19 protein-coding genes are annotated in these 19,863 nt (G+C 36.0%); 13 read left to right on the forward strand and 6 right to left on the reverse strand.

All coding sequences use genetic code 11. The features are described 5' to 3' along the window. Positions 1-15: 15 nt before the first annotated feature. Positions 16-1,164 carry a DNA polymerase IV gene (dinB, locus tag N0B16_RS07920; protein ID WP_262990267.1) on the reverse strand — a complete coding sequence of 383 codons (1,149 nt, stop codon included), beginning with the start codon at positions 1,162-1,164 and terminating at the stop codon, positions 16-18. 61 nt (positions 1,165-1,225) lie between these two features. Between dinB and N0B16_RS07925 the strand changes: the two genes are divergently transcribed. From N0B16_RS07925 to N0B16_RS07970, 10 genes are all read left to right on the forward strand, one after another. Further along, complete coding sequence (locus N0B16_RS07925; RefSeq protein ID WP_262990268.1) at positions 1,226-2,002, forward strand: XRE family transcriptional regulator; 777 nt, start codon at positions 1,226-1,228, stop codon at positions 2,000-2,002. Between the two features lie 240 nt (positions 2,003-2,242). Further along, positions 2,243-2,743: a M15 family metallopeptidase gene (locus N0B16_RS07930; RefSeq protein WP_262990269.1), complete on the forward strand. Its 501-nt coding sequence runs from the start codon at positions 2,243-2,245 to the stop codon at positions 2,741-2,743. Positions 2,744-2,826: 83 nt separating this feature from the next. Beyond that, on the forward strand, positions 2,827-3,864 hold the full coding sequence (locus N0B16_RS07935; protein WP_262990270.1) for a patatin-like phospholipase family protein: 1,038 nt from the start codon (positions 2,827-2,829) through the stop codon (positions 3,862-3,864). A gap of 585 nt (positions 3,865-4,449) precedes the next feature. After that, a complete protein-coding gene (locus tag N0B16_RS07940; protein WP_262990272.1) occupies positions 4,450-5,109 on the forward strand; it encodes a DUF2589 domain-containing protein in 660 nt (219 codons plus the stop codon). Positions 5,110-5,189: 80 nt separating this feature from the next. Continuing rightward, the gene (locus N0B16_RS07945; RefSeq protein WP_262990273.1) at positions 5,190-5,894 is read left to right on the forward strand and encodes a hypothetical protein; all 705 of its coding nucleotides are present in this window, start codon (positions 5,190-5,192) and stop codon (positions 5,892-5,894) included. 2 nt (positions 5,895-5,896) lie between these two features. Then, positions 5,897-6,451 (forward strand): hypothetical protein, encoded by a 555-nt coding sequence (locus tag N0B16_RS07950; protein WP_262990274.1) that lies wholly within the window; start codon positions 5,897-5,899, stop codon positions 6,449-6,451. A gap of 192 nt (positions 6,452-6,643) precedes the next feature. Next, positions 6,644-6,808, forward strand: coding sequence for a hypothetical protein (locus N0B16_RS07955; RefSeq protein WP_262990275.1), 165 nt, complete (start codon positions 6,644-6,646; stop codon positions 6,806-6,808). 279 nt (positions 6,809-7,087) lie between these two features. Beyond that, positions 7,088-8,008 carry a helix-turn-helix transcriptional regulator gene (locus N0B16_RS07960; RefSeq protein ID WP_262990276.1) on the forward strand — a complete coding sequence of 307 codons (921 nt, stop codon included), beginning with the start codon at positions 7,088-7,090 and terminating at the stop codon, positions 8,006-8,008. Positions 8,009-8,059: 51 nt separating this feature from the next. Then, positions 8,060-8,689: an energy transducer TonB gene (locus tag N0B16_RS07965; RefSeq protein WP_262990278.1), complete on the forward strand. Its 630-nt coding sequence runs from the start codon at positions 8,060-8,062 to the stop codon at positions 8,687-8,689. Beyond that, a complete protein-coding gene (locus tag N0B16_RS07970; RefSeq protein WP_262990279.1) occupies positions 8,690-9,121 on the forward strand; it encodes a nucleoside deaminase in 432 nt (143 codons plus the stop codon). It abuts the gene before it with no gap. 47 nt (positions 9,122-9,168) lie between these two features. Here the strand turns inward: N0B16_RS07970 and N0B16_RS07975 are convergent, their stop codons facing one another. Then, positions 9,169-9,927, reverse strand: a complete 759-nt coding sequence (locus N0B16_RS07975; protein WP_262990280.1) for a type III pantothenate kinase — start codon at positions 9,925-9,927, stop codon at positions 9,169-9,171. Then, positions 9,928-10,293: a helix-turn-helix domain-containing protein gene (locus N0B16_RS07980; protein WP_262990282.1), complete on the reverse strand. Its 366-nt coding sequence runs from the start codon at positions 10,291-10,293 to the stop codon at positions 9,928-9,930. Positions 10,294-10,395: 102 nt separating this feature from the next. Here N0B16_RS07980 and N0B16_RS07985 point away from each other — a divergent pair, with 102 nt between their 5' ends. Further along, entirely contained in the window at positions 10,396-12,021 is a 1,626-nt protein-coding gene (locus N0B16_RS07985; RefSeq protein WP_262990283.1) for a T6SS effector amidase Tae4 family protein, read from the forward strand. 9 nt (positions 12,022-12,030) lie between these two features. Beyond that, complete coding sequence (locus tag N0B16_RS07990) at positions 12,031-12,468, forward strand: hypothetical protein (RefSeq protein ID WP_262990284.1); 438 nt, start codon at positions 12,031-12,033, stop codon at positions 12,466-12,468. A 453-nt stretch (positions 12,469-12,921) separates the two neighbouring features. Here N0B16_RS07990 and N0B16_RS07995 read toward each other — a convergent pair whose 3' ends face one another. From N0B16_RS07995 to N0B16_RS08005, 3 genes are all read right to left on the reverse strand, one after another. Then, positions 12,922-14,766 (reverse strand): M1 family metallopeptidase, encoded by a 1,845-nt coding sequence (locus tag N0B16_RS07995; protein WP_262990285.1) that lies wholly within the window; start codon positions 14,764-14,766, stop codon positions 12,922-12,924. 99 nt (positions 14,767-14,865) lie between these two features. Further along, positions 14,866-15,333: a DinB family protein gene (locus N0B16_RS08000; protein ID WP_262990286.1), complete on the reverse strand. Its 468-nt coding sequence runs from the start codon at positions 15,331-15,333 to the stop codon at positions 14,866-14,868. A gap of 124 nt (positions 15,334-15,457) precedes the next feature. Continuing rightward, positions 15,458-17,128 (reverse strand): DUF6909 family protein, encoded by a 1,671-nt coding sequence (locus N0B16_RS08005; protein ID WP_262990287.1) that lies wholly within the window; start codon positions 17,126-17,128, stop codon positions 15,458-15,460. A gap of 202 nt (positions 17,129-17,330) precedes the next feature. On the opposite strand from N0B16_RS08005, the gene N0B16_RS08010 reads away from it, so the two are divergent. Next, on the forward strand, positions 17,331-19,526 hold the full coding sequence (locus tag N0B16_RS08010; protein ID WP_262990288.1) for a glutamine synthetase III family protein: 2,196 nt from the start codon (positions 17,331-17,333) through the stop codon (positions 19,524-19,526). Positions 19,527-19,863 lie beyond the last annotated feature (337 nt).

The following is a 19,863-nucleotide window of genomic DNA, read 5'->3' on the forward strand; positions in this document are numbered from 1 at the left end:
TTTAAATAATTTAATTTATCTTCCAAAATCAAAACCAGATGCTCTTCCGACCACATCTGCACCAAATCGGTTTTTTAAATAATCCATCGTTTGATAGAGTTTCATTTGCTCTTCCGTATCTTCAAACAGATTCATCTGATGATTTCCGTGTACCAGATCGGTAAATCTTAAACCAATCAGACGGATCCGCATTCTTCGGGTATATAATTTATTAAAAAGCTCAAGCGCAACCCTGGATAAGGTATGATCTGCTGAAGTATAAGCTACCCGGACCTGCTTGGTTTCTGTATCGAAATTGGCATACCGTATCTTTACTACAACGGTTGAGGTGATCCACTTTTCCTGTCTCAACTGATAAGCCAGTTTTTCTGCCATACCGGTCAGGATTCTTTTTAATTCATGAATATCGATTGTATCCTTCGCAAAAGTTTTTTCTGTAGAAATAGATTTTCTTTCGGAGTAAGGAATAACAGGATTCTCGTCAATCCCATTTGCTTTTTTCCAAAGTTCTTTTCCATGTAAGCCGATCATCTGCTGAAGAACCAACATTGGTACTTCAGATAAAGTATGAATCGTACGGATGCCAATTCTAGAAAGCAACTGAAAAGTCTTATCACCCACCATTGGTATTTTCTTTACCGATAATGGATTGAGAAATGGCTGAATTTCCAATTCCTTAATTTCCATTTTTCCTACAGGTTTCGATTCTCCTGTTCCAATTTTAGAAACCGTTTTGTTGGTAGATAATGCAAAACTTATCGGAAGATGTGTTTCTTTGGTGATTGCGGAAGCGATTTCCTTTGTCCACTGATAACAGCCAAAAAACTTATCCATCCCGGACAAGTCAAGATAAAATTCGTCAATACTTGCTTTCTCCATTATGGGGACTCTTTCCTGGATAATTTCCGTAACAGTGTGAGATAAATTAGAATAAAGTTCATAATCGCCTTTAATAATTTTCGCTTCCGGACAAAGCCTTAAAGCCATTCTAATCGGCATCGCAGAACGAATACCAAATCTTCTTGCCTCGTAGGAACATGAGGCTACAACGCCACGATCTCCACCGCCGATGATGAGGGGAATTCCTTTCAATTTATTATTTCCTAATCTTTCGCAGGAAACAAAGAAAGCATCTAAATCCATATGAACAATTGCACGTTTCATTTTACAAAATTAGATTCATTTTGTATCATTTTTATTATATTTGCAGATACAATTTGTATCAATGTCAATTTTTTCAGATAACATCAGGTTTTTAAGAGGCAAAAGAAACTTATCCCAGCAAAGTTTTGCAGAAAGTATTGGGATGAGCAGAGTACGTTATTCTAAATATGAAGATGGCCGCTCTGAACCTCCTTATGAAATTCTAATCAGTATCTCAAAATTCTTTAATATTAGTATTGATCTTCTCCTCACTTTAGATATTAAAAAATATCCGTTGGAGGAAATGTTGCAACTTTCGGATAAAAGAATTCTGCTACCTATTATCGTCGATCAATCAGGAAATAACAGCATTGAAATTATTCCCCAGAAAGCATCAATGGGTTACTTATCCGGCTACAGCGATCCGGAATATATAGAAAATTTACAACGGATTTCATTACCTTTCCTTACTCATGGAAAATATCGTGCGTTTCCTGCGCAGGGAGATTCTATGCCTCCGTTTAAAGATGGTTCTTACATTATCGGAAAGTACGTTGAAAATATTGAGGATTTAAAATCTGGTAAAAGCTATATTTTTATCACTCTAGATGATGGTATTACTTACAAAAGATTGAATGCAAAAAAAGAAAATTTCATCACGGTAAGTGCCGATAATGAATTTTATGAACCTTATGACATTGATTTAAAAAATATTGTTGAAATCTGGCAGTACGCATCAGGAATTTTCCCTGAAGAATTTGATACTGATAGTCCTCACAACTATAATGTAAAGGATTTATTTTTAGAATTAAGAAAAGACATTAAGGAATTAAATCATAAAATCTCTGGAAATCAATAATAAAATTCCTCAGGATCATCTATTTTTTGTGAATCGTTACGTCTGGTAAGATGATTATAAAATATAATTGGGTGCTCTAACTAAACTTTTAGTTAATTCGTTTTAAACGCAAACGAATTCGGTTATTTATAAATTCACTTACTTTAAATCATACTTTTATTTATTTGGAAAAATACGTCAGCTTTTGTCGTGTTCAGCACTGATATTTGCCTTCCCGAACCTGAAAAGAATATATAATTTATGGATACTATAACATTACAAAGAATTGAAAAACTGCATCCTTCCGTACGAGAGGATGTAAAAGAAATTATCAAAGAATGTGATCTTGCTCTTACCGGAAAAGCAAAGGTGAGAATCACACAGGGACTGCGGAGTTTTGAAGAGCAGGAAAAACTATATGCCATCGGAAGAATTACCTCAGGAAAAAAAGTAACTAACGCCAAAGCCGGACAAAGTATCCACAATTATGGCCTTGCGGTAGATATTTGTATGATGATCGGCGGAAAAGCTGCGAGCTGGGACACAGTAAAAGACTGGGACAATGATCAGATTGCAGACTGGTACGAATGTGTGAAAATTTTCGCCAGACACGGCTGGGATTGGGGCGGAAACTGGAAAACCTTTAAAGATCTGCCTCATTTTGAAAAAAAGAGCATCCTAACCAAAAAAGGATTGGTGAAGACAAGCTGGAGAACGCTGTTGAAAATGCCCAGAGACAATAATGGCTACATTATATTTTAAATGTTGGTATGATTGAATAATATCACGTCAAGTTCTGTCGCTTCCCGCTCCTACATTTGCTTTATCAAATAACAATAGAAAATGTGAAAAAGATAACCATTCTTTCTTTGGACGGCGGCGGAATACGGGGCATTATTACCTGCATTATCCTTCGCTACATAGAAGAACAGCTGCAATATTATGACAAGCCTACTGCCAAGCTCGGAGATTATTTTGATCTCGTTGCCGGAAGCAGCACCGGAGCCCTTATTGCATCTATTATTCTTTGTCCCGATGAACACCGAAAGGCAAAATATTCTATCCAGAAAGGATTAGAACTGTATGCCGAAAAAGGTGGCGACATATTCCAGGTTTCTTTTTGGGAGAGACTTGTCAATCCTTTCGGATTACTGAATGAAAAAATTTCCCAGGAAGCTCTGGAGAAAAACTTAAATGATTTTTTCGGACATCTTGAATTAAAAGAATTGATAAAACCCTGCTTAATTACCAGTTACGATATCGAAAACCGGAGAGCCAAACTTTTTAACTCATGGAAAGCCAAATTAAGTACCGATAATTTTTATGTAAAAGATGTCTGCAGAGCGACTTCTGCGGCTCCTACATACTTTAGCCCAGTACAGATTAAATCAATGTACGGACAGATTTTCAGCCTTATTGACGGAGGAATGTATGCCAACAATCCCGCACTCTGTGCCTATGCGGAATCCCGAAAAATACCGTTTGCCGCAGTGCTGAAGAATCATCAGAAAGCCAATTATCCTACCGTGAATGATATGATTATGATTTCCATAGGAACAGGAATAGAATCCAAAAACTATTCTTTCAGAAAGATGGAAAAAGCAGGAAAGATTGGCTGGGTGACGCCTATTATTGACATTCTGATGTCGGCCAATGCGGAAACCGTAGATTATCAGCTTTGCCAGATGTTTCAGACATTAGGACTGCGGAACCAAAAAAATTATTACCGTATCAATCCGTCGCTGAAAAATGCTTCTCCGTCGATGGATAATGTAAGAAGGTCTAATATTGAAAATCTGATTCAGGCCGGATTAAGCTATATTGACGATAACCGTGAATCTCTTAACCAAATTGTTCAAAAGCTGATCAGAAACAAAATATAAGCCATTTTGATTATAATAATAAAATATAAGTTTATTGGATTATAAATAGAGTTAATAAGGTAAAACAAAAATACACGACAAGTTTTGACGTCCGCCAATAGTATCTTTGAATTATTAAAAACAACAATAATAAAGAACAAAATAATAATAATAATAATAATAATAATAATAAAACACGACGCTTTTTGTCGTTATCTGATATTACTTTTGAAACATCATAAAAATACAATTAAAAATTACAAAGTGAAAAAAAATTATTACACGACACATTTTGTCGCCCCCTTACATTACTTTTGAAATATCATAAAAACACAATTAAAAAACACAACAAGGTGAAGAAAAATTATTACACGACACATTTTGTCGCCCTCTTACATTACTTTTGAAACACAAAAAACATTCGGATCCACAACGCTTATTGATGTTGGTTTCTGCCGAAAGTAATTCGATACATTTTTAATACCATCAATTTTCAGTTCATAAAAATACTGGAAGAGGAAATGTATTGCCAAATTTTGAAATAATAGTTGCTAGCACTACTATATATTAATAACCAATTTTTTTTAACCTTTAAATTTTTTAATTATGCCAAATTTAGTACAAGAACTTAACAGTTTAGATTTCAGTGTTTACATCGGTGGGCCGTTACAGGCAGCGGTAAAAGCGCAACATGATGCTTCCATTTCTCAAGTTAATTTTATTAAAGAAGTAGGTTTTCTTCCTGGTACAACAACCGGTACAGGAGCTAATGCCGTAACGACTCCTTCTCAGCTGAGATATGTAGATTTCAACTACGAAAAATCAATTCCCAACCCGGATTTTGGAAAAACCCTTGAGCAACTGAAAGCCGAAGGAAAAGTGGATGCATCAGCAACACAAATCCCCGCAACAGTCAATGTTTCAGCATTTATGAAATCTGCTGTAAACTTAAAAGTGCCGTTCCTTACGATGCTTACGGTTCCGGCAATCAGAATTGATGAGATCACCATTGATTTTAATGCCAAATTAAATTCAGTAGAAACGCAGAATGTATCAAGCGAATTTTCCGGAAGCGCATCAATCAGCGCAAAATTCTGGAAAGTGAAGTTCAATGCATCAGCATCGTATAAAAAGACAACTTCAAGTACTTCTACTACAGAAAAAACGTATACTTTGGGAGTGCATGTAAGAGCGGTAAATGATGAATTGCCGGCTGGTCTTTCAAGAATTATGGATATGTTGGAAGACAGTATTGCTGCTGTTTAATTTCTAATCTTTCTTTTTGGATGGTTGCTTCGGCAGCCATCCTTTTCAACCATTTATTAATTATCTAAAAACTTTTTATTATGCCAAAATTAAACGAATATTTGGGAGGCCTTGTTTCCGAAATTGCTTCTGCCAGAAAAATGGCAGATTTACAAACGGTAGAGATTGCCAAAGAATATGCAAAAGATGATCTTTTAAAACATTTTTCGATTCCGAGAATGAAAATCGGCAGTGTAGATCTTACGGTTCCTTTTGCGCAGGCAGGAAATTCTGTGAAAATGAGCTTTAAAGAATTTGTTTATGATGAAATTACAACGGTCGCAAAAGAAGCCTACGAATCTGCGGGTGCCGATGACGATAAAATGTTAAAAAATGTCTTGGCTGAATATGAATATGATTACAATAAAATCGCATCAACTATTGACAGAGCTTCGCTGGGATCACACACCGCGATTGATGAGGATCATCCCTTGGTTCAAAACAAAACTTTCGATGAATTATCAAAGAGAATTATTTCTTTTTGTTCGGCGAAATTTGAATGGCCTCAGAATGCAGATCTCGATCTGCTTTGGTTAAGCATCCGCAACAGAACGATTAGTGAATATCAGAAAAATACCGGAAGCAGCATGACAGACAATGACGTTATTGTAGAAGCCAGCCAGCTGATGAAAATAGATCCCAAATATCTGATCTATGCCAAAATGAGTGTGACAGAATCCGGAATGGAATGGTCTAGATACGAAGATATTAATGGAAATCCTGTTGAAACTTTAATCCCGGAATAAGCATGAAAAAATCTCAATTTATACTCGTATCCCAGCTTAAGGAAAAACTTCAGGGATTTCCCGCTATCGTTTCATCATTAGAAACAAAAGATCCTTATTTTGTTGAAAAAGTATTTTCATGGTTAAAAGCTGCAGAGGATATTTTTTCTACCTACAATATCAGTGAGGTTTCAGAAATTGCAGGCTTCAGAAGTAAAATACTGGCCTCCAAACTCAGCGATGAAAGAGGTGCAAACACCAAGAAAAATCAGGTAAAAACAGCAGCAGCAAATCTTTATACCATACAAAATACGGTACTGAATGTTTTATTGCCTTATGAGCATAAAATGAATGAGTGCAGAAGCATTGTTAAGCAATTATTGGTATTGGCAATACAGACCGGCACATTACAATATGATCATGAAATGAGCTTTGAAGATTTTGTGAAAAAAGTATGGCAGTATATACTTTCTAATCCTAATCTGATATCAGGAGCCATACAGCTGAAATCTGCTCTCTCAGAAACAGATATTATTATGCTTATTGCCGATGAAATTGATCTGAATGACTTTTCTTAAAAACAAAAAAAATAACTCAAATTCTTGAGTTATTTTTTTTATACGTCAAGTTTTGTCGTAACCCACTGCTACATTTACAGTATCAAAAAAAAACACAGAAAACAATCTTAAAAATTTTAATAGACTTGAAATTCAACATGTATACATGCTGGACAGCCAAAAATATATTCAATAACTAATCACAAAATAGCCATGGAAACACCAAATTACAACACTGATATAATTGACGATGACATCTATTTCCCCAACTGGAACGATATCGAAAACACAGAAGCCGACTTTGACAGCTACCTCAACGAAATTGAAAATTTCTTTCGGGAAGATTTTGAAAATGATTTTTTAAGGGAAGATATTTAAGTAAACCTCAAACGCTACGTTTGTCACTTCCTGTTATCACATTTAAATATAATACAAACAATACCCTGAACTTTTCGAAAAGCCTTAACTGTAAACTATTGGCTTGTATTTATCCTAAATGGATAAAAAGAAATTCTTTTGAAAGTTTAACAATATATTCTAAAACTTATCCACAAAAATAAAACACGACATCATTTGTCGCATTAAGCGCATATATTTGTTTTTAGAATAAGCCAATGAAACGCAATTGTTTCGTTCGAACAATTTAAAATCATCCGAATGAAAAAAGATTTTTACCTTACACGATATGCCTTAATTATTAAGAAATTAGAAACCGCTCCTGCTACCTATTCCCAGCTGGAAGACTATCTTCTTAATTCTTTTGAATTTCAGGACGCGGGGATTACAAGCTACTCCATCCGCACTCTGCAGCGGGATATCCGTGAGATTTCAGATCTTTTTAATCTTTCCATTCACAATAAAAAGAAAGGTGACAACCGCTATTATATCGAGAGCCGTCCCATGATGGAAGTGGATGAATACAACCAGAAACTGTTAGAATCTTTCCAGGTAAGCAATGCCCTTAATGTACATCCGGACTTTGCAGATTTTATCTTTTTTGAAAGCAGAAAACCCACCGGAGTAGAGCATTTTTACGACCTTTTTTTTGCGATCCGTAACAAAAGAGTCACCACCTTTGAACATTATAATTACAAAAACAAACTGATGACTTCCCGGAAAGTCCATCCTTTGGCGCTTAAAGAATCCAAAGACCGATGGTATCTTATTGCTATTGATACAAAAGATAAAGCCTTGAAATCATTCGGGTTAGACCGGATCAATTATCTTGACGTTACCAACAGCAAGTTCAGGGAAAAATATAAATTCAATTTCAGGGAACATTTTAAAAATGCGTTCGGCGTAATGAATCTTACCGAGCAAAACCCTCAGAAAATAGTGCTGAAATGCGGCAGGCATCAGGGAGAATACATCAGAAGCTTTCCGCTGCATCTTTCGCAGCACGAAACCAAAGAAACGACAGAGGAAATCTATTTTGAGTTTTTCCTTCATCCTACCTACGATTTCCTGCAGGAGATTCTTTCTTATGGAAAAGAAGTAACGGTATTAGAACCCATGACTTTAGTTGAAGAAATCCGTATGCATTTACAGGCATCTCTCAATAATTATTCAGCGGAATAGAAAGGTTGGGTATTTCTTTTTTTTGATTACATTTACATAAATATCTCAAGATTGAAATCATTGTTTCTATATATTTTCTGTCTCCTTTCATCCCTTTGTTTTTCACAGCAGGCAGAAGAATTCAGGCAGGTTAAAAACTATTACAACCAGCATCGCGGAATGCTGAATCATGAGTTTAAGAAAAAATTTGATGCTGAAAAAGATATGCTTGCCAAAGCCTCCATCAAGCAGGATTTTTTGTTTTTCATGAAAAAGATGGACAGTATTGAAAATGCCGCTTTCGTGGAAGCTTTACTGAAAGTAAAAAATGTTGAAGATGTCAACAGACTGCATGCAGATAGCAAAACCGGCGTTTCAGATATAAGTTCTGAAATTTTCATTGATATTGATAAAACAGCTGATTATCCCGGTGGTATGAATGCATTGCGGCAGGAAGTGGCAAAAATTTTCTATACCGAAGCGGTGTACTCTGAGACCAACCCCGTAAAAACCAATCTTGCCTTTGTGATAGAAAAAGACGGCAGCCTTACCCATGTAAAAGCGGAAGGCGATAATTTCACCTTTAACAGACAGGCGGAAATTGCACTGTACTCCGTTTCAAAAAAATTTGTTCCCGCAATGATCAACGGTAATCCGGTACGGTATCTTTTCAGATTGCCTTTGACATTAAATATAGACTAAATGTTTACCCACGAATATTTTATGAAAATGGCTTTGCAGGAAGCCGAAACAGCATTGGAAAAAGATGAGGTTCCCATTGGCTGTGTCATTGTTTCCAATGACCGCGTGATTGCGAGAGCGCACAATCTTACCGAAACATTAAACGATGTTACCGCTCATGCGGAAATGCAGGCCATCACTTCCGCTGCCAATTTTCTTGGCGGAAAGTATCTGCAAAACTGTACTTTGTATGTTACTGTAGAACCTTGTGTGATGTGTTCCGGCGCACTTTCATGGTCACAGATCTCCAAAGTGGTGATCGGAGCCAGAGATGAGCAGCGGGGATTCATCAATAAAAACCTTACCATGCATCCCAAAACAGAAATCATCACCGGAATAATGGAAAATGAATGCTCTGCTATCGTGAAAGCTTTTTTTAAATCAAAAAGATAAATTCACCTTGATATTAAATCAAAGTAAGCAATTCATTTTTACATAACTTAAAGATTCTTTCCCAAAAAATACAGTCCTTTTAAGGTATGAAGGCGGTCTGCAATGTGTATTTTATCGGTAAGCGGTTTGTAGACATGAGAAACTCCGCCGGTGGCGATTACAAAACAATCATCATTGACCTCATCATTAATGCGGTCGATAAAACCCTCTACCATTCCTAAAAAACCATACACCATCCCACTCTGCATACAGGTAACCGTATCTAAGCCCAGAACAGATTTCGGCTTTACCAGCTCAATTTCAGGAAGCTGTGCGGTCTGGCTGATAAGAGAATTCAATGAGGTTACAATTCCCGGGGCGATAATAACACCCAATGTTTCGCCGGTTTCCGTTACGCAGCTTGCCGTAAGCGCAGTCCCAAAATCTATTACAATTTTTTTTCTGTCGGGATACAGATTGTGTGCCGCCACCAAATTGGCATAAATATCGGTTCCCATCTGCTTAGATTTCGCTTCCACTTCAGAAAGGGTGTTTCTGTCTACAATAACGGGAGCAATTCCATGAATTTTCCTGATCGACGAACTGATCACCTTTGTTAACTGAGGTACTACAGAACCAATGATAATTTTAGAAATGTCTGCCGGTTCTATTTTATAGGTCTGATACAGCATCAGAATCTGTGCATACAGTTCATCGGTGGTGCGGTATGGTTTTGTATTTACCACCCAAGAAATATCACAGTTGTCTTCATCAAAAAGTCCAAACCTGATATTGCTGTTCCCTACATTAATGACGATGGAATTCATTTATTTGTTTTTCAATTGTTCGATTTCTTCTTTTAAATCTTTGATCTGTTGCTCGTAAACGTCGATTAATTTTTTTGAAACCTCAGAATATTCATTAAATATATTATCATTAAAGCCTTGAAATCCATGAGCACTGTCTTTATTTTCTTGGTTAAAATTTTTTTGAGAATCTGTATCTAAAAGTTCATTTAATGGCGTTTCCAAAATTCTGGAAATATCAACCAATCTTTCGACCGTAAGCTTTGTTTCGCCCGTCTCTATTTTTCGATATGCGGACGTGCTTAAATCCAGATCATGAGCCATATTTTCATAAGAAAAGCCTTTTCTGCTGCGGATTTCCGCGATCTTCTTGATAATTTTTTCCATAATAGTAAAAATAATTTTCGTAAAAGTAATAATTTTTCCGAGAAAGTATATTGTGAGTTGATTAAAATATTCTATTCTTGCATAAAATTATTAAATCAACAAATGATGAGAAAAATTAATTCCTTGATGCTGATTGCATTGGCATTATTCCTTTGGAGCTGCAGAACCGAAGTAGAGACAGAGAGTCTTTCCAACTCACATACCCGCAACAAAAACTCTTCAAAAATACAATTTCAGCAGTTTCAAAAAGAAACCAATATTAAGGATTTTAAAAATTTTCTGGATATTGCTTCTGAAAAAAAGAAAAATGCAGCGAATAAAAACACTGATCTATTATTAGCTTTTAAAATAGATACTGAAAATATTAACAGGCTGACTTTTAATGATTGTCAAACCTATACTTTCCGAGCTTACAACATTTTTGAAAGTCCTGAAAATATTTATAATGTTTTATATTACAAAGGAAAAACAAAATGGGAATTTGGCCTTTTTAAGATCGTAAGAAACTCACAGAACAAAACAGAGAAAATAATACCTATTTATGATTCTTCTGTTGGTGAGCTTTCGGTTGCTGAGAATTCTGTTTTAGGAAAAACATCTTGCATGATGGACGTTTATTTCACAGAATTTCACTGTACTTGTCCTCCAAGTTGGGGATCATGTGATTTGTGTAGCGAATGCGTCTCAGAATCTCATTCATACGTATTCACTGATTGCGGAGGAGACGGAGCCGGAAATCCTATTTTCAATAGTGGATCTTCGGGACTTCCTATTATTTATCCGGGTACAGTACACGATACTAATAATCCTCCGGCATATACTCCAATTCCTCAAAACCCAAGTCCTTATTATTTCGATCCAAATATTCCGCCTACTATTGATGATGGATACGTAAGAGCGGTAAGGTCCGACAACTTTTGGTCTCAGCTAGATGCTAATGCAAAAAACTGGGCACAATATAATCCGGGAATGTATAATGCTTTATTGGAAAACTATCTTAATAAATATACAATTCCTAATAATAGTAATAATTTACAATTTCATAATTGGGCAATTTCTTTTCTGAATGAAAATCCTGATGCTTGGGAACAATTTGAAAATTGGTATTTAATGCCCTCTGAAGGAAAAGATGGAGATTATGATGCTGCCTATTGGGACAATCCTAATTTAACATTTCCTCCACAAAATTTACCCAATTGGACAAATTTTGAAGCAGCCTATCCTAAACATAAAAATTCACCATATGACACTCCTGATAAAATGTATTCATCAGTTGGGGGAATGCCATATTCTATTTACTTATCATCAGGAAATGAAAATACATGTGCTTTAAGAATATCTAAAGCTTTAAATTATTCTGGTGTAACAATTCCAAACATACCTAATAAGACTTTTAAAGGTAATGATAATAAATACTATTTCCTTTCTGCAAAAAATTTATTAGCTTGGATGAAGAAAACCTTTGGGACTCCTTCTGGAAATAATTATTTAACAGGAAGTCAGGGTGGAACTAATGGTCAAAACTTTCCAACTTTATTAGCAAATATAAAAGGAATTTATATTATGATTCCAAATGTTTCCGGCGGTTGTGAAACAGCAACTACACCTGCAACAGGCTTTTGTGCATCTGGACATGCAGATATGATTTCTGGTGGCATGTGTGATGGTGGATGCTATTTTGGTGCCACAGGAGGTGTTAAAGAAATTTTTGTATGGAATTTACCTTAATTTTATAATATGAAAAAATACATTTTAATTTTATTGGCATTGAGTGGAATTATTTCATGCTCATCAATTAATAAAAGGAATAATAACTGGAAGCAAGATTTTAAGGATCGAACTCTTTATAAGTGTCTAATTGCTGGATATAATGACAAAAATATTACTAAAGGAATATTTAAAATAGATAAATCTTTATATAATCCTATTGCAACCACTATTTTTGATGAAAAAATTGACAGTATTTTACTTCCTATCAATCAAAAAATGAGAAATGATTCTTTAAACTCATTAAATAAAATATCAGAAGCTAAAGCAGGAAAGCAAGTGTTTAACACTTGTTTAAAATTATATAAAAGTTCAGCTTTGGATAGAGAAGTTGAGATAGAATCTAATAAATGGAAGAAAATAAAAAATATTGATTCATTATTAGAAGCAAAAAATCCCGCGTTTTAAAAATTTAAATAATACATCAGTAATTTCAGTTACTGATATTCTATATACTTTCATATGACTAAAAAAATTTATTTACTTCTCTTATTGATAAGCATAATAAGTATTAAAGCACAAGCTACATATTCTTTTGATTACAGTTTAGAATTTGGAAGCTATAGCTCATCAAATACAAAAAAAGAAATTTCTTCTACAAAATATATTCTCAATTCTAAAGAAAATAAATATTATATTTATTTATATGATGGTAAAAAAGATACTCTACGAGATAATGATAAAATATTATCCGAACTTTTAATTATTCCAAGGAATCGAATAAAAGTTTTTTTGATTTCATCTCTCACGAAAATTTCCAATCTGTAGACGAGATATACATTGATCATATTCTTGTAGAAAAACTGAGTGATAATAATAAAAAACCGCAGAAAACCTGCGGTTTTTAATCTATTTCTTTTATTATTTCACTTCCACCACATTATCCGCCAGATTCACATCCGCCATACGCTGACTAAAATCGATTCCCAAAACACTCAACTGAGATTTGGTGTAAGGAATTGTAAAGGTGTATTCTTTCTGCGTCCACGGCCAATAATTTAATGTTTTAAAATCACCAAAAGCATCAATTTTTTTCCAGGTGTGCGTCATATTCATCGGGATTTGATAAGTTACAATCTTTTTATCGGCAGTCATCACACTGAAATCAATGGGCATCGGAACCTGGCTGTTATTCACCAAAGTAATGGTGGTAGATTTTGCGTCGTATTGTACATTTTTAATTCCGTAATCGATGGTTTTTGTCGTGTTGATCCAGTAATGATGGAACCACTTCAGATCCATTCCCGAAACTTTCTGGGCAATATGAAGAAAATCCCTGTCCGTAGGATGCTTCATGCTCCACTGTGCAAAGTATTCTTTCATGATCTTGGCCAGGTTTTCTTCGCCTACGATGTATCCCAACTGTACTAAATACAACTCCCCTTTTACATAGCTTGCAAAGCTGTATGCCGTACCGTTATCATGATGGTCTCCCAACCACACTGCGGGCTCTTCAATTCCTCTTTTAACGAAATTCCTGTATCCATCCAGACTTCCCACAAACGGATTGGCAACCGGATCTTTCGGCGGGAAAAGCTGATTCATCACTGTGCTTTCCGCATAGCTTGTAAAGCCCTCATCCATCCACGGACGGAGCGGCTCATTGGTTGCCAACATCTGTTGATACCACGAATGAGAACCTTCATGCACCATCAGTCCCATTAAACTTTCAATATCTCCGGATTCCCCTAAAATCATGGTACACATTCCGTATTCCATTCCGCCGTCACCACCCTGGATAAAAGCGTAGGAAGGATAAGCATATTTCCCGAAACGGGAATTCATAATCTGGTAATATTTGGTAATATAAGGCTGCGCCTGTTCCCAGACTTTTGTTTTATCATTATTTTGATAGACCAGGAAAACTTTCGGCCCTTCAGGAACGTCAAAGCTTTTTACGACATACTCTCTGTCGGCAGCCCAGGCAAAATCGAGCATGTTTTTAGCAGTCCATTTCCAGGTAGATTTTTTATTTTTATCTGCATTAATTTTTGTATTGGCATCATACCCTTTCACTTCTGATGGGTTTTCAAGAATCCCTCCTGCTCCGATTACATAATCTTTATTGATTTTAATGGTCACATCAAAATCTGAAAACGGCGCATGAAATTCTCTTCCTACATAATCGAACGTTGCCCATCCGTCATAATCATATTCTGCAATTTTAGGATACCATTGCGACATGGTCATATCTACCCCTTCACGGTTGTTTCTCCCGCTTCTTCTGATTTGCTGAGGAATTACCGCATCCCAATCCATCGTGAATGTAGTTGTGGAATTCGGCTTAATCGGTTCACTCAGATAAACTTTCATCACGGTTTCCTGAATTTCAAATTTCAGTTCTTTGCCATTTTGCTTAATCCAATGAATATTCTGCGCGCCTTCCTGATCTTTCGGAATGGAAGCCAGTCTTGAAATACCGTCTTTCTGCAATCTTGAATCCCCGTTCTTTCCCTGACCGGCCACTCGCTGATCCATCATGGAATTGGGTTTAAAAGCATTCCAATACAGATGAAAATATACTACATTAAGCTCATCCGGTGAATTGTTGGTATACTGTAACGTCTGATTTCCCTGATACGTAAATTTTTCTGCGTTTACATCAATATTCATGGTGTACTTTGCAGCCTGCTGATAATAAGCATTCTGCTGCGCTTGAAATTGAGAAATGATCAACGCAAATAGGATCGCAACCGATTTTTTCATTTAAAATTTTATTTTTTTAAAGATAAGTAAATTTTGAAATAGGCTCAAGTATGAAGTTTTGACAGGTTTTTTAGATTGATTTAAATTTATGTTAATCATTTACCCTATAAGCTTTTTAATCAAAGTAATCTGTCCTAAATGATAATAAGCATGCTCAATCATTCCGTCGATGTTTCTTTGATAAGTTCCGTATTTTTCATCAACAAAAACTTCAATCATTTTAGAATCAGGCATTTGCTCTAATAAGGCTGCAAACCTTTCAGCATCTTTAAACAATTGCTGTAACAATTTTTCCCACTCTTCCTGAGAATTTATAGGTGGAAGATCAAAGCTGAACTGATCTTTAATTTCCAGATCACCGCCTTCAAAAACATTCAAAATCCCTGCAATATAATAATGAATATGAAACGTAAGTAAGGCAATGGTATTTAAAGAATCAACTTTTGCAATCGCCTGTTCCAAGGTCACGTTTGTAAGCTGATCTTTAAAATTGGTATTGGCAATCCAGGTACCATCAAGTAATACCTCTCTGAATCTTTTAGCTAATTGTACTGCTGAACTACTCATAGTTTAACGATTATTTTCTTGTTTATCTTGATTTTAGTTTGGCTAAAGCCCTATATAGAATATGATAAGGGCGGGCTAAAGCCCGCCCTTATTGATTCTTTTAAATTAAGTTTTTATACCCGTATTATCTTCCGCCCTGTAAAATCTTTTCGATGATTTTTAAGGTGATCAAATAAGTAGGTTTCACCCCGGTCAATCCTAAACCTCCCGAAGAAAGCGTGCTTCCTGTTTCCAACGGATTATCAGATGCGTAATACGCATAACAAACAAAGAGATCCGGTGCGATATGATGTCTGATTTTAGAGGCAACCTGAATCGCTTTCTGATAATGGGCACCTTCCATTTCAAGCCCGATGGCTTTCCACGAAGTGTTCATAAAATAAGAAAGGATATCGCGGTTTTGCAGTGACGTTCCTAAAACGGTAATCATGGTTCCTTCAAAAGCCCTTAATTCATCATCATTAAAATCTTCCAGTTTTAAGGCATTTTCGAAAGGATAATTATCGGCGGTCCCTTCAAAGATGTGAGAGGTTGGAATCATAATGTCGCCTTTTCCGCCGGCAAGAATCCCTGCTTTTCCCATAATAGAAACCGATTTTACCTTCATCATGTAAACTTCACCTTTCTGCTCAAACGGCCTTAACAATTCATCCATTACTTCAAAAGCCTGCTCACCGAATGCGTAATCAAAAACCATAATCACATCATCTCCTGCAAACTGTACGTCGCCGAACGGGGTGTTTTTGAGATTAATTTTACTTAAATCGATGATCTGCACATCAATATTACTTCCGCTTTTGTCGTCAATATAAATCAAACCTTCTTCCAAAGCATATTTTAGTACTTTATCACGAAGCTCCTTTTTGTTTGAAATCTCCTGATATAGTTTGTAATCTACCTCTTGGGTTTGTTTCTTTTTCAGTGCATCATTGGCATACAGCATATTTTTCACTGAATGCATATTCGCAGAAATGATATGAAGCGGACGCATATGAAGGTCGTTTTCAAATAAAACCTCTTTTACCTTATTGGCCCATTTTTCCCCAAAATAATGATGCCCTACTCTTTCTTTAAGAATGGCACTGAAATGTATTTCTCTCTCGCGGCTCTGTTTGGCATCTTCAAGGCTTGCTTTTCCCAGGTTATAAATGATTTTAAACAGACGGTCCGGGTTATGGTCGTCCCCGAAAGCATTATAGGCATTTAATGTTTCATCAAACGTTCTTCCTATTAAAGAAGAAAGATGAATCAATGCCACTTCTTTTTCTCTTCTGCTGAATTTCTTTTCGCCTTTTACGACCTCTTCAATGATTTTAAAAGCACGAGTCGGCTTCCAGTTTTCATCCTGAATGAAAGCCAGGTTCCTGATTTTATCTGCCTCTATAAATAAGAAGGTTAAATGGGTAAGAATATCATAGATCTCTGAACGTCCTAAAAGAACTTCGATATTCATCTGATGTTCATCTATTCTGTAGCAGTTTCTTCTTCTCTTTTTAGGAACAATAGGTTCAAAGCTTCCTTTATCAAATCCTTCATCAGAGGTTAAATGAATAAAGGCACATTCCTCAATTCCTTCAGGCAACCGGTCTAAAACATACATCAAACCATCCAGTTCCAGTTTGCTGGGAACATTCATGGTACCGTAGATTTCAGGGTTAATGATTTTCAGCAAGCTTCTGATGCTTTCCCCGGAAACACCGCCCGGTTTGAAAAACCCTCTATAAAACAGGTGTCTCATAGAGATATATAATCTTTCAATGGCTTCGGTGGTTTCTCTTGCTCTGGAATTTGTCATACAATAAATTTCACGCAAATATACAACTCTTCCTGCAAATTGATTTTAAGTAGCTTTAAACAACTCAGTAGAAATATTAAATTAATATTATCGAAAAACAATACAATTTTGACTAAAATTAGATTTGACCCCGAAATTTTAAGGGTTAAAATGATTTGAATCTAATTTTTTTGTACATTTGCCCCATAAAATAACACACTGTATGTCAACTTTACGATTTAAAGCACTAGAAACTTTACCATTTAAAGACTTTAGAAAAGATAATTCGGTAGAAATTCCTGCGAAATTATCTGAATTATTTTGTGAAAATGTATTCTCAGAAAATACCATGAGAGAATACCTTACTAAAGAAGCATTCCAGTCTATTATGGATGCGATTAAAAAAGGGACTAAAATCCAGAGATTAATTGCAGATCAGGTAGCTGTTGCCATGAAAGACTGGGCGATGAGCAAGGGTGTAACGCATTATACACACTGGTTTCAACCTTTAACGGGAAGCACTGCAGAAAAGCATGATTCTTTTTTTACTCCTATTGAAGGAGGAAGAGCAATCGAAAGATTCAGTGGCGGAATGCTGATTCAGCAGGAACCGGATGCCTCTTCTTTCCCGAACGGAGGAATCAGAAATACGTTTGAAGCAAGAGGATACACCGCTTGGGATCCTACTTCTCCGGCATTTATTATGGGAACCACTTTGTGTATTCCTTCTATCTTTATCTCTTATACAGGAGAGACTTTAGATTACAAAGCGCCATTACTGAGAGCTTTGCACGCTGTAGACGAAGCGGCCACCGATGTAATGCAGTATTTTGACAAAAATGTAACGAAAGTAACCCCTACTTTAGGGTGGGAGCAAGAATATTTCTTAGTTGATTCTGCGCTATACCAATCCCGTCCGGATTTGGTTTTAACGGGTAAAACCTTATTAGGACATTCTCCGGCGAAAGGACAGCAACTGGATGATCATTATTTCGGTTCTATCCCGACAAGAGTAATGAACTTTATGAAAGAACTGGAGGTAGAATGTATGAAGCTGGGAATTCCGGTTACAACAAGACACAATGAAGTGGCTCCGAACCAGTTTGAGCTTGCTCCGATGTTTGAGGAAGTAAATGTCGCTGTGGACCACAACTCTTTACTGATGGATGTGATGGCAAGAATCGCGCACAGACATCATTTCCATATTTTATTCCATGAAAAACCATTCGCAGGGGTAAACGGAAGCGGAAAACACAATAACTGGTCTTTGGCAACCGACACGGGTGAAAACCTTTTAAGCCCGGGAAAAAATCCTAAGAAAAACCTACAGTTCTTAACGTTCTTCGTTAACACGATTAAAGCGGTTCATGAATATGCCGATCTTTTAAGAGCCAGTATCGCATCTGCAAGCAATGATCACCGATTAGGCGCCAACGAAGCTCCACCTGCAATTATTTCCGTATTTATCGGAAGCCAGCTGTTCAGAGTTTTGGAAGAGCTTGAAAAAGTGACAGAAGGAAAACTTTCTCCTGACGAAAAAACAGATTTAAAACTGAATGTTGTTGGAAAAATTCCAGAAATTCTTTTAGATAATACAGACAGAAACAGAACTTCCCCGTTTGCATTTACCGGAAATAAATTCGAGATCAGAGCAGTAGGTTCTTCTGCCAATTGCGCAGAATCGATGACGGTAATGAATACCATCGCTGCAAAACAGCTGATTGATTTTAAAAAAGAAGTGGATGCTTTAATTGAAACCGGCCTTAAAAAAGATGAAGCCATCTTTAATGTATTAAGAGAGTATATCAAACAATGTAAAAATATCATGTTTGAAGGAGACGGATATTCTGAAGACTGGGCAAAAGAAGCTGAAAAAAGAGGGTTAAACAACTGGAAAACAACTCCTGAAGCACTAAAGCAGGAGATGAACCAAAAATTCCTGGATTTGTATGAGGAAATAGGGATTTTCAATCACAGAGAAGTGGAAGCAAGAAACGAGATTAAACTGGAGAAATATTCTACCGTAATTGATATCGAAGCCAGAGTATTGAGTGATATTGCCAGAAATCATATTATCCCTTCGGCTTTAAATTATCAGAACAGGCTGATTGAAAATGTAAAAGGCTTAAAAGATATTTTTGATGATAAAGAATTTAAGACCTTGGCGAAAGAGCAAATGAGCTTAATTAAGCATATCTCAGAAAACGTTTCTGTCATTAAGCTGGGTGTTGAAGAGCTTATCAGCGCAAGAGAAAATGCAAAATCAATTACAGAAAGCCAGATTCAGGCAGAAGATTACTGTAATAATGTAAAACCGTTATTCGATGTCATCAGAGATGCTTCTGATAACCTTGAGATGATGGTAGATGATGAACTTTGGCCGATGACAAAATACAGAGAGATGTTATTTACCAGATAACATTCTATCCTAATAAACAAGAAGGTTTCCCTGAAAAAGGGAAACCTTTTTTTATGATTTTTTAATACAATTGGTATAAGAGTTAGAAATAAAGAAAGCACCTGATAACAGAAGAAACGCGTTATTATGTTAAAAAATCTTAATAAAAAAAACCGCAACCTCACTGAAACAGGGAGTTTGCGGCTTGTTTTTCTTTAACATACTTAAATTATATGTTAAAATGTGTTAAATCAGAAACCTGACATTCGTCATATCAATGGCCTTTACGCAGGAATATCTACTTTTGTAATGCTTTAGAGAAATAAATATACCTTTTTAACACGGATAATTAAATATA

Origin of the sequence: Chryseobacterium gilvum (assembly GCF_025628965.1) — a bacterium.
GTDB classification, from domain to species: domain Bacteria; phylum Bacteroidota; class Bacteroidia; order Flavobacteriales; family Weeksellaceae; genus Chryseobacterium; species Chryseobacterium gilvum.

Excerpts from the sequence above, each read along its gene's own strand:
- dinB (WP_262990267.1), bottom strand. The coding sequence starts at position 1,164 with ATGAAACGTGCAATTGTTCATATGGATTTAGATGCTTTCTTTGTTTCC.
- N0B16_RS07925 (WP_262990268.1), top strand. The coding sequence starts at position 1,226 with ATGTCAATTTTTTCAGATAACATCAGGTTTTTAAGAGGCAAAAGAAAC.
- N0B16_RS07930 (WP_262990269.1), top strand. The coding sequence starts at position 2,243 with ATGGATACTATAACATTACAAAGAATTGAAAAACTGCATCCTTCCGTA.
- N0B16_RS07940 (WP_262990272.1), top strand. The coding sequence starts at position 4,450 with ATGCCAAATTTAGTACAAGAACTTAACAGTTTAGATTTCAGTGTTTAC.
- N0B16_RS07945 (WP_262990273.1), top strand. The coding sequence starts at position 5,190 with ATGCCAAAATTAAACGAATATTTGGGAGGCCTTGTTTCCGAAATTGCT.
- N0B16_RS07950 (WP_262990274.1), top strand. The coding sequence starts at position 5,897 with ATGAAAAAATCTCAATTTATACTCGTATCCCAGCTTAAGGAAAAACTT.
- N0B16_RS07955 (WP_262990275.1), top strand. The coding sequence starts at position 6,644 with ATGGAAACACCAAATTACAACACTGATATAATTGACGATGACATCTAT.
- N0B16_RS07960 (WP_262990276.1), top strand. The coding sequence starts at position 7,088 with ATGAAAAAAGATTTTTACCTTACACGATATGCCTTAATTATTAAGAAA.
- N0B16_RS07970 (WP_262990279.1), top strand. The coding sequence starts at position 8,690 with ATGTTTACCCACGAATATTTTATGAAAATGGCTTTGCAGGAAGCCGAA.
- N0B16_RS07975 (WP_262990280.1), bottom strand. The coding sequence starts at position 9,927 with ATGAATTCCATCGTCATTAATGTAGGGAACAGCAATATCAGGTTTGGA.
- N0B16_RS07980 (WP_262990282.1), bottom strand. The coding sequence starts at position 10,293 with ATGGAAAAAATTATCAAGAAGATCGCGGAAATCCGCAGCAGAAAAGGC.
- N0B16_RS07985 (WP_262990283.1), top strand. The coding sequence starts at position 10,396 with ATGATGAGAAAAATTAATTCCTTGATGCTGATTGCATTGGCATTATTC.
- N0B16_RS07990 (WP_262990284.1), top strand. The coding sequence starts at position 12,031 with ATGAAAAAATACATTTTAATTTTATTGGCATTGAGTGGAATTATTTCA.
- N0B16_RS07995 (WP_262990285.1), bottom strand. The coding sequence starts at position 14,766 with ATGAAAAAATCGGTTGCGATCCTATTTGCGTTGATCATTTCTCAATTT.
- N0B16_RS08000 (WP_262990286.1), bottom strand. The coding sequence starts at position 15,333 with ATGAGTAGTTCAGCAGTACAATTAGCTAAAAGATTCAGAGAGGTATTA.
- N0B16_RS08005 (WP_262990287.1), bottom strand. The coding sequence starts at position 17,128 with ATGACAAATTCCAGAGCAAGAGAAACCACCGAAGCCATTGAAAGATTA.
- N0B16_RS08010 (WP_262990288.1), top strand. The coding sequence starts at position 17,331 with ATGTCAACTTTACGATTTAAAGCACTAGAAACTTTACCATTTAAAGAC.